11 protein-coding genes are annotated in these 13,495 nt (G+C 50.1%); 6 read left to right on the forward strand and 5 right to left on the reverse strand.

What is annotated here, in order from left to right; translation table 11 throughout:
* Window positions 1-62: 62 nt before the first annotated feature.
* Together AT705_RS15310 and AT705_RS15315 are read right to left on the reverse strand one after the other, a co-directional pair.
* A complete protein-coding gene (locus AT705_RS15310; RefSeq protein WP_335339073.1) occupies window positions 63-2,033 on the reverse strand; it encodes an ATP-binding protein in 1,971 nt (656 codons plus the stop codon).
* Window positions 2,008-3,897, reverse strand: a complete 1,890-nt coding sequence (locus AT705_RS15315; protein WP_420492122.1) for a two-component regulator propeller domain-containing protein — start codon at window positions 3,895-3,897, stop codon at window positions 2,008-2,010. The genes AT705_RS15310 and AT705_RS15315 overlap by 26 nt, the downstream gene beginning before the upstream one ends.
* Window positions 3,898-4,216: 319 nt before the next feature.
* On the opposite strand from AT705_RS15315, the gene AT705_RS15320 reads away from it, so the two are divergent.
* Complete coding sequence (locus AT705_RS15320) at window positions 4,217-5,788, forward strand: hypothetical protein (RefSeq protein WP_058797237.1); 1,572 nt, start codon at window positions 4,217-4,219, stop codon at window positions 5,786-5,788.
* 117 nt (window positions 5,789-5,905) lie between these two features.
* Window positions 5,906-6,334 carry a BLUF domain-containing protein gene (locus AT705_RS15325; RefSeq protein WP_058797238.1) on the forward strand — a complete coding sequence of 143 codons (429 nt, stop codon included), beginning with the start codon at window positions 5,906-5,908 and terminating at the stop codon, window positions 6,332-6,334.
* A 66-nt stretch (window positions 6,335-6,400) separates the two neighbouring features.
* On the opposite strand, the gene AT705_RS15330 is transcribed toward AT705_RS15325, so the two are convergent.
* The 3 genes from AT705_RS15330 to AT705_RS15340 form a co-directional block, all read right to left on the reverse strand.
* The gene (locus tag AT705_RS15330; RefSeq protein ID WP_058797239.1) at window positions 6,401-7,645 is read right to left on the reverse strand and encodes a uracil-xanthine permease family protein; all 1,245 of its coding nucleotides are present in this window, start codon (window positions 7,643-7,645) and stop codon (window positions 6,401-6,403) included.
* 10 nt (window positions 7,646-7,655) lie between these two features.
* Entirely contained in the window at window positions 7,656-8,285 is a 630-nt protein-coding gene (gene upp / locus AT705_RS15335) for a uracil phosphoribosyltransferase (RefSeq protein WP_010383109.1), read from the reverse strand.
* Window positions 8,286-8,418: 133 nt separating this feature from the next.
* On the reverse strand, window positions 8,419-9,354 hold the full coding sequence (locus AT705_RS15340; protein WP_058797240.1) for a hypothetical protein: 936 nt from the start codon (window positions 9,352-9,354) through the stop codon (window positions 8,419-8,421).
* A gap of 67 nt (window positions 9,355-9,421) precedes the next feature.
* Here AT705_RS15340 and AT705_RS15345 point away from each other — a divergent pair, with 67 nt between their 5' ends.
* The 4 genes from AT705_RS15345 to AT705_RS15360 all read left to right on the forward strand — a co-directional run bounded on the left by AT705_RS15345 (window position 9,422) and on the right by AT705_RS15360 (window position 13,487).
* The gene (locus AT705_RS15345) at window positions 9,422-9,814 is read left to right on the forward strand and encodes a hypothetical protein (protein WP_058797241.1); all 393 of its coding nucleotides are present in this window, start codon (window positions 9,422-9,424) and stop codon (window positions 9,812-9,814) included.
* Window positions 9,815-9,968: 154 nt separating this feature from the next.
* A complete protein-coding gene (locus tag AT705_RS15350; RefSeq protein WP_058797242.1) occupies window positions 9,969-10,457 on the forward strand; it encodes a DUF411 domain-containing protein in 489 nt (162 codons plus the stop codon).
* Complete coding sequence (locus tag AT705_RS15355; protein ID WP_058797243.1) at window positions 10,457-11,791, forward strand: TolC family protein; 1,335 nt, start codon at window positions 10,457-10,459, stop codon at window positions 11,789-11,791. Before AT705_RS15350 ends, AT705_RS15355 begins: the two co-directional genes overlap by 1 nt.
* Complete coding sequence (locus AT705_RS15360) at window positions 11,784-13,487, forward strand: efflux RND transporter periplasmic adaptor subunit (protein WP_058797244.1); 1,704 nt, start codon at window positions 11,784-11,786, stop codon at window positions 13,485-13,487. Before AT705_RS15355 ends, AT705_RS15360 begins: the two co-directional genes overlap by 8 nt.
* The last annotated feature ends 8 nt before the right edge of the window (window positions 13,488-13,495 follow it).

Here is a 13,495-nt window from a genome sequence, read left to right on the forward strand (position 1 = left end):
TTGGGCCAACAGCAGTATATGGCGTAAATTCTATTTCAAGTGGGTGATTAGCCCGTTTTGAGTTAAATCTGTGGGCTCGTCATCTGGTCCTTTGCGTACTGCTTAGCGGTTAAGCCAAACTGCTTTTTAAAACAAGCACTGAAATAGGAAGGTGAATTAAAGCCACATTGTTCTGCTGTTTGTGTCACATTGATGCCGCTGCGTAATAGTACCAGTGCACGGTATAAGCGATATTGGCGCATGTATTCATTGGCTCCAATAGAAGTGACGGATGTGAGCTTGCGATGTAACTGGCGTTCACTCAGCGCCATTTCTTTCGCTAATTGGGCCACCGAAAGCGCGGGATCACCGTAATATTTCGACAGCACCGACTCAAGTTTATCGACAAAGGCCGAAGTAGCTGGGTTGTCTGCAAATTGATCTTTAGGCGTCAGGGGCTCAAGTGTTTGCGCAAGGTGAGGAGATTTAACACTTTGGTTATGCTGATGAAGCTGTTGTTTGAGCTTTGTCTGGGTTGCTTCGATGAGAGCAAAGGTGTTGCTGATCTTGAGTTTGAAAGCGGTCAGATTGAACGGTTTGGTCAGGTAGTCATCGGCCTGCAGATTCAGGCCCCTCATGTATTTCTCTTCACTCAGGTTCGCTGTAATTAGTATCAGGGGGATGTGTGCAGTGAGCGGATCGCGTTTAAGCTGTTGTGTCAGTTCGAGGCCGTCCATTATTGGCATCATCACGTCAGATATCACCATATCTGGCAGCTCAGCCCGAGCCAGAGCCAGCCCGGTTTTACCGTTGTTTGCTGTGAGCAACTGATAGTCGGGCGTCAGTATGTCGTGCAAAAATGCCAGCATATCAGGGGTGTCATCAATCAGCAGAATACTTGGTGCTTTATCCTGGTGTTCCTGCCGAGCTGCTACTGTTGCTGCCACACTGTTTGAATTCACGGTCTGCTGCGTAAATGGCAGTGACACGGTAAAGCAGGTGCCCTTGTCAGGCAAGGATGTGAGCTGGAGCTGGCCGTTGAGCTGAGTCACAATTTCTTTGACCCGACTCAGGCCAAGGCCCTGACCTGAAGCAAATTGATGCCCAGTCTCGGTGCGGAACTCAGCGTCGAATATGCGTTCGTGATGATCTGGAACAATGCCAATCCCCTGATCTGATATGCTCAGTGTGGCGTGCTGAGCAATTCTATCGGTTGTCAGGGCAATATTCATTTCGCCGCCTTCATAACTGTACTTAATTGCATTGCTAAGCAGATTACTGATGAGCTGCGGCAGTTGATCCGGCTGCGCATTGACCATGACTTCGGCATCAAGGTGTGTGTGACAGACGATGGATTTGTCATTCATCAGCGGCCCGAACACATCTATTTGTTCATTTAATACGGCCGCCAGGTCATGTGCACCCCACGTATTTGATGAGTGTGGTGCTATGGCCTCGTTGTTCGATGAGAGCTGCATTAAATGCTCAATCAATACTTTTAACCGTTTGGTGTTACTAATCACCAGGTTGGTCATTTGGGTTCGCTGTGTTTCACAGCGACTATTGCGTAGCTGCTCTGCGGGTCCCTGGATCAGGGTAACGGGCGTCATTAGCTCATGAGATAGCGTTTTGAGCAGGGCAGTGCGTTGCTTTTGGGCTGCCTCAAGCTGACTGTTCTGTTCTTGCATTATCTGTGTATGGCTGCGTATGGTTGCCTTAAGTTGTTGCTGTCTGTGCTCCAGCGTTCTGATCCTGAGCCGATAGGCTAAATACAACACCGCCATGGCTAACAAGATGTAGCTCGTTCTGGCAAACGTGGTGGCATACCAGGGCGTGCGCACGGTAAAGTGTATTTTTGAAGCTTGCTCAGACCAGTTGCCCTGATTATCTGTGGCTTTCAGCGTCAGTGTGTAATCGCCCCACGGGAGACGCGGGATCATCAGGGTATGTTCATTACCCAACTCAACCCAGGTATCTGCGACGCCGGATAATTGATAGCGAAACTGTTGCTTGGTGCTATTGAACAGGTCACCATTGGCCAGACGAAAGCGCAGGCTGGCCCAGGCTGTCTGGCGTCAGTCGTGTCACCCCTTCAGTGGAGGCAAACCAAATGTGCGATTCTGACCGGGTTGCTACATTTTCAAGATATCCACGTCTGAATAGCCCGTCTCCATAGTTATAGAATGCCACGGCATTGTTATCCGCTTGCCAATGCCATATCCCTTGTCCTGTGGCGATCCAAACCGTATTTCTGTGGTCAAATGTCAGACTGGTCGTATTTAGTCGAACCAGTGGCTCGGGTAAATCAAGCCAGCTTTGCCTGGCAGGATCGTAGCAACGCAAACCCCGATCGGTTTGCACCCATACTTTGCCATCCGGCGCGGGTGTGACTGTGTATACTGCGATGAATGGCCGGTTGCCGGGACTGGGAATGGTTGCAAATTGCGCTCGTTCAGGAGAGTAAGTTTGTAGCCCTGCGGAGGTTGCCAGCCAAAGCGTATTCTGAGTTTTCGCCAGGTGATGAACCTGATCACTGAGCAATTGGCTGTTTTCACTGGTGAGGTGCGTTATGGCGTGTGTTTTTGGATTAAAACGACTGATGCCGTCAAAGCTGTGGGCCAGCCAGAGTGTGTCGTTTGTGGTGGGCAGCAGAGTATTGATTGCTGCCGGAATTTGGTAGTCAGCGAGTTTGTATCGTGCTTTTACCTGCGTTGTATCCGGCTCGACCAGGATCAGCTCGTGATACATGGCTGCCCACAGGCTGCCGTTAGTTGCTGGTGCTAGTGCCTGTGCTGAGTGACTCTCTGATGATATGCAACGTTCAAACTCGCCATCAGTGGTATACCGGCATAAGCCTGAAAGCTGATCTGCGACCCATAGGTGCTCACCTACCCGGGTAAGTTGATTTACTTCATACTTGCCGGTCTCGCTGGGATGAGTAAAGCGCACATTACTTACTGCGCTGTGATTGCCGGATTCTACAATGACCCCTTCACTGTAAGTACCGTACATGCGCAGGCTGTTATCTCTGAACAGAGACAGCAATGGGGGGTAGGAGTGTGTGGTTGTCACCGTTCCCGCTGTCAGAGAAAGAAGTCCGGTATTGAGTGAGGCTGCGCGGATTTCATTATTCTCTTTATATAAGTCAAATACATAGCCGACAGTATCAAATTCATTGGGATCCTGATAAATGAGCTGAACAGTATCCGTATCGACATCATATACACCCAGCCCGAGCCCATGCATGGCAATCCAGATCTGGCCGTCATCCAGTGTCCAAAGTTTATCAGCCATTACCGGTTGTGCGGTATCCAATGAGATTGGACGTGTGTTGTTGCTGGCAGGATCGAAGACAAACAGGCCACGTGTAGTCGCGAGTAGTAACAGGTTGTCTTGCGTGTGTGTTATCGACAGGATTTTGAAATTAACGGGGGCACCGTCAAGATGTGTTAAGACGGGCTTCAGTGCCTCTGCACGCTGCCCGGCTGAGGGAGAGTGTGGATTGGGCTCTAATACATATAAGCCATCTGCGGCGCCGACCCAGAGTTTTTGGTTTGCTGCTTTGAATAGGCTGTAGATATTCAGTGGTGCTGTTCGGCCAGGTACTGCGATGGGCTGAAAGGCTTCTGAATGTGGCCGGAGCACTTCCAGGCCTTGCTTACCAGCGCTCCAAAGTTGTTGATACTCGTCGAACAGAATGTCTCTTACCCAAAGTGACTGGCTGAGCCCGGGAGTGTGGTAACGAGAGAAGGCCTGAATATGCGCGCCATCATAGCGTGCCAGTCCTTTATCTGTGGCAAACCAGGCGAAGCCTCGGTGATCCCGAGCTATGTCAAAGACCCGGTTACTGGGCAAGCCATCGGCGACGGTCAATGTCCTGTAGGTGCTGGCAACTGTGGCAAAGCTCAATTGCAGCATCAAAATTAAAGCGACCTTAATCAGGCGCAAAAAAAGGGAGTGTGAATTAGGCTCCATGGGCTCCAAAGTGTTGTTAATGTTAGTTTTATTTTTGTTTTGCGAAGTTTTTGTTGCATTCAAGTCAGCGTATCATAGCCTGTGAGCAAGCAAAAAAAAACCGCATATTTCGCTAAAATGGCCGATCTTTTTAGAAATTTGTCTAATTTCGGATATTGGGTTTGACTCTGTACAAGGTACACTTTGGGCCACATTAAGTCTGAAGCAGATACTAAAAGTGGTTTTGTGTATTTGTGGCAGGCAGTACAGAGGAAACAAGACTATGAACAACAATCAAATCGGTCAGCTCAGTGCACTGGCTATCTGTTTGAGCGCACTCACAGGGTGTGGCGGTGGGTCGGATAACAACCTTAATCAAGCTGTAGCGGCTAATGCATCAGAAGACTCCGGACAAGTTAAGGCATCAGGCACGGGTAACACAGATGGGGCTCAACAAGGACAAGGAAGCGGATCAGGGAACGAGACAGAAAGCGATAACAATAATTCAGTGGATGATGAGCAGACGAAGTACAGTCAGCGTGGACGCGTTATCGATGGATATGTATCCGGAGCAACGGTCTGGCTGGACTTGAATAACAATGGTCAGCACGATAGCAATGAGCCCAGTGCCCAGTCGTTGGACAAGGGAAGTTATATACTTGAACTTACCGAATCTCAAAGACAGTGTAGTGTGTATGTACCAACTTACGTCGATGTGCCTGTGGGTGCCATTGACGAAGATCTAGGTGAAGTCACTGAGGCCTATCAGCTCGTATTGCCACCGTCTTTGACGGCCATCGACGATGACCGAATGGCTGCGCATGTGACACCCTTAACCACGGTGCTATGGCAATCATTGAGTGAATTCGACACATTCAAAGGAAAAAGCTGTGCCGAACTTCAGCAAAACTCCGGAACGTTGAGTGAACTACTGAGTATTCTGCGCCAGACAACGAATGAAGTGGTTGCTCATTATAATATCTCCGAGCAACAGTTGTTCAGTGATTACATTGCTAATCAGGACGAGCAGGTAAAGCAGCTTGCTGAGCGCATTGTTTTTGGCCTGAAGGCCAGTCTGAAAAAACGCCTCGCATTGGCTGAGCAGTATCCTGAAGCGCTTGAAATCCGCGTGGTGCACTATCAGAAAAACACTGAGTCAGAGCTACGTTGGTATCGGGATATCGCAGTGTTTGGTAAGGGTGACCGCACTTTTTTCAGTGAAACGGCACAAATGGATGATGCCCTGGAAAATGTTGTGTTTGTTGAGTACCTTCGTAACACCTTAAATCAGCCCTGGGGCAGCCTGGGTCAGTACAGCGAGGAAGTCGACTTGGTCAAAGAAAATGCCAGTGATATAGGGCGCTGTGTATACAGAGAGGGGATTGCAGTGACACTGGATGGGATCACCTATACGTTATCAAACACTTTAGAACGCACGCCAGAGAGTGAGTCGCAAAGTTGTGACTGGCTGCAAGATTTTAGTGCGCGAGATGCGCGTTTGCTCTCCATTACCTATGGTAGTAAGTTGGTTAAAAAGTATACGCATCTGGAACGGCGTGATGGCATGCTTGGCGCGCTGAGTGAGTGGCATTCTTTGGCTGATAAACACACGGTACTTGATCCAGCTGAGCTGGCAAATTACTTCGATCAAAGTGGTTATGAGTTAGAGCAGATGCTAAATTTGCCTGCGTTTAGCTGGTATAAGCGCTCAACGGATGACAGTGGTGATAATCGGGTGGAGGTGGAACGTTTTGCAGATCACGAGTGGCGCAAGACGACGTATAACTCGGATGGCACATACACCAGACTCTGTAGTGAGGATGGGGCATCCTGGCAGTCGTGTCCGGCTAACTAACGTTTATATTATTGATACATATAAGGTGTTCAGGCCAGCCCTTTTGTTCCATTAATTTGCTTTGCGCAATAACTGCGCTCGACTATGCTTATCTTCAGGGTGAACAAGGGGGTTTCCATGGCCTTGATAGAGCTTATTTATGTCAGCACTGTAACGGCACCTCTGTCTGATGATCAGTTGATTGACTTAAATCGTTTTTGTAAATCGACTAATCAACTCAATGGCATTTCCGGCATGTTACTTTATGATGGACATCACTTCATGCAAGTGATTGAAGGTGAAAGAGATCATGTTGAGCGTTTGTATAAGAATATTCAACAAGATCCAAGGCATACCGAAGTGGTCGCGTTGATCATTAACGACCTGTCAAAGCGGAATTTTTCGCGTTGGTCCATGGGCGTAATTGATCTCTCCAAACATCCGAGTTATCGCAAGGTAAAAACGACACGGCCACATCGACGGCTTCCGCTCAGTTATAAGTTGCTTAAGTCATTTCGCGATCATGAAATGGAGTTTGAAGAGCGAGTCAGAAAATCTTTTGGCTGATCTCTTAATTGGTGTGACAACAGAGCGACCATGGGATGGTCGCTCTGTTGTCACACCAATTAAGCGTTATGCGGCTGGTTTTGGGTGAGGCAGCACTAGGTTAAGCACAATGCCAAGAATGGCGCAAAGGCTCACCCCTTGCAGGCTAAATTCCGTGCTGCCCAGTTGCATTCCACCAATACCAAATACCAATATCAATGCAATGATACTGAGGTTACGGGGGGTACTGAGGTCGGTTTCTGATTTCACTAAAGTGTTTAAACCGACGACCGCGATTGAGCCAAACAACAGGGTCATGATCCCACCCATCACAGGCGTTGGAATGGTTTGCAAGCCAGCGCCCATCTTACCGACAAATGCCAGCACGATGGCAATCACCGCTGTCCAGGTCATTACCTGAGGGTTGAAGTTACGGGTCAGCATAACGGCGCCGGTTACTTCTGAGTAGGTGGTATTGGGTGGGCCACCAAACAAAGAAGCCGTTGAGGTAGCCAGGCCATCTCCCAGCAAAGTGCGGTGCAAGCCGGGTTTTTTGAGGTAATCTTTGCCTGTCACGTTACTGATCGCCATCATATCGCCGATATGTTCAATCGCCGGGGCAATGGCCACAGGTACCATAAACAGAATGGCCGGCCAGTAAAACTCTGGCCAGACAAAGGCTGGGACGGCCAGCCAGTTGGCATTGTGCACCGCGTCAAATTGAACGATACCAAATGCCAGAGATAAGCCGTAACCTGTGATGATACCCGCAAGAATCGGGATCAGGCGGAAAATCCCTTTGGCTGTGACTGCCACGATTAAGGTGACTATCAGTGAGGACAGTGAAATGATCAATGCCTGATCGTAAGCAACCAGCTGAGCACTGCCGTCACCACTTTTACCCATGGCCATGTTCACCGCAACAGGCGCAAGGGCCAGTCCGATGACCATAATGACCGGGCCAACCACCACGGGGGGCAAGATCTTATGCAGAATATCGGCACCTTTAAAGCGTACCAGCAAGCTTAGCAGGATATAGGCAAACCCGGCTGCCATAAGCCCACCCATAGTGGCGGGGATCCCCCACACCTGCACGCTGGCAATGATCGGGGCGATAAACGCAAAGGAAGAAGCCAGAAAGACCGGCACTTGTCCGCGGGTGACAAACTGAAACACCAAAGTACCGAGGCCAGCGGTAAACAATGCGACATTGGGGTCCAGGCCGGTCAGCAGAGGCACCAGCACGAGTGCTCCAAAGGCAACAAAGAGCATCTGAGCACCGCTCAGTATGGTTTTGAGCGATGTCAGAGAATTAAGGGGGGTGTTGGACATTCAGGGCGTCCTACACAGTGCCAAAAATTTTGTCACCGGCGTCGCCCAGTCCAGGCACTATGTAACCTTTTTCATTCAGATGACTGTCCAACGAGGCGGTGAAGATCTCGACATCAGGGTGCGCTGCCAGGGTTTTTTCCACGCCTTCAGGCGCGGCGACCAGCACAATCACTTTGATCTCTTTACAGCCCGCTTTCTTTAACATGTCGATTGTGGCAATCATTGAGCCACCGGTGGCTAGCATAGGATCAATCACCAGGCCCATGCGCTCTTCAATGTTACCAACTAGCTTTTCAAAGTAGGGCACAGGCTCGAGTGTTTCTTCGTTGCGTTGCAGCCCGACCACACTGACCTTAGCGCTTGGGATTAACTGCATCACGCCTTCCATCATCCCCAGCCCTGCGCGCAGGATAGGCACAACGGTGATTTTCTTGCCTTTGATGTGCTGCACGGTGAGGTCATCACCCTGCCAGCCTTTGATGGTAATATCTTCCAATGGGATGTCTTTGGTTGCCTCATAGGTCAGCAAAGTGCCCACTTCCTGGCATAGCTCGCGAAAGCTTTTTGTGCTGATCCCATGCTCGCGCATCAGACCAAGTTTATGCTGTACAAGTGGGTGTTTGATTACATGAATACTCATTGAAAAGATACTCCAAATAAAATTTAACGCTATTTTAGCTTAGCTATTCGAGAATTACCCTGAGATAACGCAAATAATTTATTCAATGAGTTAGGTGTAGTTTACAGTACGCATTCTTGGCGAGTTTAAAAGTTTAGTGTGCTGGCGGGGGCTGCTGTACGGCCTTATCAGCAGCGGGGAGCGCGAGGTGAATAACACGCCGTTCCGACAACCGGTGGCGTTGTTGCAAGTAACCAAAATGTTTGCGCATCAGGCGGGTTTGCAAACCATTTCTTTGCGCACGTTCCAATGCTCGGGTGAGAATGGAAATGTGGGCTTTGTTTTGCGGGTGCAGATAAAAATGGAAGTCCAGCGGGTAGCTGAGTACCAGATTGGGCTCGATGATCAAACCATCACTCAGTGGGTAATCATCTATTTCATTGATGCCCCGTGAGAAGTAATCAAACCCCCGATTGCCGCCTGTGAGCATACGCACTATCGTGCCGTGGTCGCTGGTATTCTCGATGTAAGGCAGCTGATTGGCTTGCCAGATCTGCGTGTCATACCAGCCGGGCGCAAAGACCCCGACTAATTTACTGTCCCGAAAGGATTCCAGTGATTGCACGGCATCAAAGCGTGTCTGGGTACGCTGATGGATCAATAGCAGCCTTTTGCCAATCAAGCTTTGTGTCAGTGGCACATTAATTTTGTGAAATGTGGCATCGCGTTGTGGTGTTGCCAGCCGCATTATCATGGTGATTTGGCCACTGTTTAGCAATCTGGATTCACGTTTATACAAAGGGTTAGGGGTCATGGTGAGTGTCAGGTTATAACCAAGGTCTGCCAGCGAGACATGCAGCAGCTCACTGATGTACTTTTGCAGCTTAACCTGGCGGACAGGGAGTGTGATATGAAGTTCCGGGGGCGTCGCGTCTTGGCTGATTTGCTGTGCCCTGACGGGTGAGAAAAGCTGCACAACGACAAGTAAAAAAAGAAGGCTTTGTACTATCCACACAAACTGACTACCCAACCACACAAACTGACTACCCAAAAACCATTGCCACAACCAGTATAGGCAATTTATCGCCATTATTATGCGTATGCTTTCCTTTTTTTGTTGTTTATGTGAGAATCTGACTCGTTACCCCGAGGGCATTATGAATAAATTCACCGCAACATTACTGATGATACTCGCTTTGTTTGCCTTTGTTGTGCAAGGCATGGCGAATGCTGTGATGGCGTGTGAAGCACATATGCAGGGCCACGACATGCCAGGGACCATGATGACACATCAGCATGCGTCAATGGACAATCACCTCATGTCGCACAGTGAGCCAAACATGATGAGCCATTCGCAGCACGCAATGGACTGCTGTGACGATGATAGTGAATGCGTGTGCCTGACCCATGCCTGTGGTAGCGCTCAGCTGTTGCCTGTGGCTGAATTCTCTCTGGCGACAGACCTAAGTTATACGGCTGCTTTATGGCAGGAAAACCAACCCCCGGTTGTTGTCGCTCGATCTCTTTATCGTCCCCCCATTTTTGCCTGAACCAGGTGAAGTGCGTCTGAAATTCGGCATCTGAGCCTGTTTATCCAACTTCTTTTGATGATTTCACTGCATTTTGCAGTGTGATGTTTACATTGATTCTGACCCGTACATGCCATATCGAGCTGCTGTGGGCCAGAAGGAGACGGAGGCAAGTGTGTCTTTTACTACCAATAAATATTTTCTATTTCTGAGTGCCTGTTTGTTTTGGTTACTGAGCCTGAGTAGTTACGCTCAGAGCAGCCCGGAGCAGGCTTTAACTGTGTATAAAACGCCGACCTGTGGGTGTTGTAAAAAATGGCTGTCGCACCTGCTTGAGCGAGGTATAAACGCACAAGGGCAGGAACTGGCATCGCTCAGTGCAATTAAGTCACGGTATGGGATAGTTGCGCGTTATCGTTCATGCCACACCGCTGTCAGTCACGATGGCTGGGTATTTGAAGGGCATGTCCCCGCCAGGTTTATTCAACAATTTTTAGCTAACCCCCAGAAAGACGCCATCGGTCTTGCTGTGCCAGCCATGCCGCTGGGATCGCCGGGCATGGAAGTGGACGGCCGCTTCATGCCGTATCAGGTTTTACTTTTGATGAAAGACGGCAGCCACCAGATCTATGCGCAGGTGAATGCTTATAAGGAGCAGTTTTGATGCAACCTCTTATTATCCGGATAGTCAGTTTGACACTATTAAGCGCACTGACACTGAGTGTCACTGCCGCACAGGCGTCAGAACGACTGTCATTGCAAAAAGCAATTGAGCTGGCAACGAAACAGGATCCGGTATTACAAAAGCAGCATTACCAGCAGCGCGCAACACAAGCGCAAAGCATTGCGGCCGGTACATTGCCGGATCCCAAAGTGGCCTTATCTATGATGAATTTGCCTGTGGATGGCTGGCAGCATGACCGTGAAGCGATGACGCAGCTCAAAGTGGGCGTGAGTCAGCAGTTTGGTCGTGGCGACGAGTTAGCACTGAAACGACAGCAGCTGATGATTGCCAGTAGTGAATATGCCTTGCTGCGAGCCGACCGCACTGCGCAGATCCGCGCTCAGGTGAGTCAACTATGGCTCGATACGTACCTGGCAGAACGCACCATCGCTTTGATTGAGCAGGACAAAGCACTTTTTGAGCAACTGGTTGATGTAAGTAAGGCCAGCTATGCCAATGCCGTGGGGCGTACCCGTCAGCAGGATGTGATCCGTGCTCAGCTGGAGCTGGTGCAGCTGGATGACCGTCTCAATGTCGAATATCAAAAACGCGACGCCACACGTGCTCAGCTGATGTCCTGGCTACAAAGCGGCCAGATACAAACGGCCTGGTCGGATACCCGGTTAGCAGAGGGGCTTCCATCACTTCAGGTTGCGGTTCCAACGTTGTTTGTACAAGGCAAGCCGGATACGCAGCGGTTGCTAAACCGGCTTACCAGCCATCCTGTGGTGCTGGCGCAGGACGTGCGTATTGAGGTCGCCGCCAAAGGCGTCGCGATTGCCCGTCAGCAATATAAACCGCAGTGGGGCGTGAATGCCAGTTATGGTCATCGCAGTGATATGCCCGATGGCAGCAGTCGGGCAGACTTTTTCTCTGTTGGAGTGAGCGTTGATGTGCCTTTGTTTACTGCTAATCGTCAGGACCAATGGCTGAGTGCCTCACAGGCTGATCAGGAAGCGATCAAAACGGACAAGCTGTTGCTGCTCAGAGATTTGTCAGGTCAGGTTGAAAAAGAAGCGAGTCAGCTGAGGCGCCTGTCTGAGCGTCAGATTTTGTACCGGGAGCAATTGTTACAGCAAACCTACGAACAGGCCGAAGCTGCACTGACTGCTTACACCAATGACAGCGGCGACTTTGCTGAAGTGGTGCGTGCTCGAATTGCTCAGTTGAATGCCAGAGTGGCTGCAAAACAAATTGACGTAGATGCGCTGAAAGCCGTTGCTCGATTGAATTATTACCTCACGACTTACCAGCCAGGAGCTGCACATGAATAACACACTTAAACTCTTGCTGGCTGGGTTATCAGGGGGCGCACTGAGCTATATTGTGATGACAACAGGCACAGTCCAGTCTGACACGCCGCAAGGCGAGGACAACAGCAAGCAACCACTCTATTGGGTCGCACCGATGGACAGCAATTACCGTCGTGATAAGCCCGGTAAATCGCCGATGGGCATGGATTTGGTACCTGTGTATGCAGAGAGTGAGGCGCAAGAGGCCGGGGCGGTCACTATTTCACCTGAAGTGGTGAATAACCTGGGGGTGAGAACGGCTATCGTGGAGACAGGCCCGCTGCACAGCATGATCTCGACAGTCGGTTACATACAATATGATGAAGATAAGCTGGTGCACATTCACCCACGCGTTGATGGTTGGGTAGAAACCTTATACATCAAAGCGGCCGGAGAGCCGGTTGAGCAGGGACAGCCTCTGTATTCGCTGTATTCACCACAGCTGGTAAATGCTCAGGAGGAGTTTCTGATCGCCCTGAAGCGCAATAATGCCGCACTGATCAAAGCAGCACGGGAGCGTTTGATGGCATTGCAATTGTCGGCTGATTTTATTCGCAGCTTAGAAGCGCAGCGTCTGGTACGCCAGACCATTACTTTTTATGCCCGCCAGAGCGGTGTAGTCGCCGAACTGAAGATCCGTGAAGGTTTTTACGTCAATCCGGGCAATACCCTGATGAGCATTGCTCAGCTGGATCAGGTTTGGGTGGAAGCCGAAGTGTTCGAGCGGGATACTGCGCTGGTTGAGGCAGGCCAGCCGGTAGTAATGACATTGGATTATTTGCCCGGTAAGCGTTGGCAGGGCAGCGTAGACTATGTTTACCCGACGTTGAATGAAACGACCCGGACGCTGCGGGTTCGGCTTAAGTTCGACAATGCTGCGGGGGAGCTGAAACCCAATATGTTTGCTCAGGTGCAGATCCTGGCGGGCAGTAAAGCAGACACCATGCTGGTGCCGAGCGAGGCGGTGATCCGCACCGGTAAGCAGGATAGGGTGGTTGTTGCGCTAGGCGAGGGACGTTTTAAGTCCGTCGCAGTGACCTTGGGCCGGGTCGGTCTCGAACAGACTGAGATCCTGGAGGGGCTGCAACAGGATGACCGGGTCGTTACATCGGCTCAGTTTCTGATTGATTCAGAATCCAGTAAAAGCTCCGACTTTAAGCGTATGAGTGCTGATGCAAAACCGACTCAGGTCTGGATGGCCGGTACGGTGAATCACTATGAGGCGCAGTCAAGTGTGATTAACATTACCCATGATGCCGTGCCTGAGTGGGAATGGCCAGAAATGACCATGGACTTTCAGCTGGCCGATAAGCTTGACAGCAGTGCGCTTAAAATCGGACAGTCGCTACATTTTGAGGTCACTAAAACGGATGCAGGGTATGAAATCACCACCATTCATATTATGTCTGAACCGACCTTACCAATGGCGACCGTTGGGGGCAACATCAAAGCAATAGACATCGCGTCTCGCATCGCTACTATCCATCGCGGCGCGATTGAAAAATGGGGTCGTGCCGCCGCCACGATGGACTTTGTCATAGCCGACGATATCGACTTGAATGCGTTTAACGTTGGCGATCAGGTAACCTTTACCTTTGAGGTGGGGGATGACTTTGTTGTGACCGAGATGCAGCACGGTGAGCAAGCCCCCGCTATGTCTGATCATGCACACCATTAAGCCAGGAG

This window comes from Pseudoalteromonas rubra, assembly GCF_001482385.1.
GTDB lineage: Bacteria > Pseudomonadota > Gammaproteobacteria > Enterobacterales > Alteromonadaceae > Pseudoalteromonas > Pseudoalteromonas ardens.

Coding starts and splice junctions, on each gene's coding strand:
- AT705_RS15355 (WP_058797243.1), top strand. CDS start 10,457: ATGCAACCTCTTATTATCCGGATAGTCAGTTTGACACTATTAAGCGCA.
- AT705_RS15345 (WP_058797241.1), top strand. CDS start 9,422: ATGAATAAATTCACCGCAACATTACTGATGATACTCGCTTTGTTTGCC.
- AT705_RS15340 (WP_058797240.1), bottom strand. CDS start 9,354: ATGGCGATAAATTGCCTATACTGGTTGTGGCAATGGTTTTTGGGTAGT.
- AT705_RS15325 (WP_058797238.1), top strand. CDS start 5,906: ATGGCCTTGATAGAGCTTATTTATGTCAGCACTGTAACGGCACCTCTG.
- AT705_RS15315 (WP_420492122.1), bottom strand. CDS start 3,897: ATGCTGCAATTGAGCTTTGCCACAGTTGCCAGCACCTACAGGACATTG.
- upp (WP_010383109.1), bottom strand. CDS start 8,285: ATGAGTATTCATGTAATCAAACACCCACTTGTACAGCATAAACTTGGT.
- AT705_RS15360 (WP_058797244.1), top strand. CDS start 11,784: ATGAATAACACACTTAAACTCTTGCTGGCTGGGTTATCAGGGGGCGCA.
- AT705_RS15320 (WP_058797237.1), top strand. CDS start 4,217: ATGAACAACAATCAAATCGGTCAGCTCAGTGCACTGGCTATCTGTTTG.
- AT705_RS15330 (WP_058797239.1), bottom strand. CDS start 7,645: ATGTCCAACACCCCCCTTAATTCTCTGACATCGCTCAAAACCATACTG.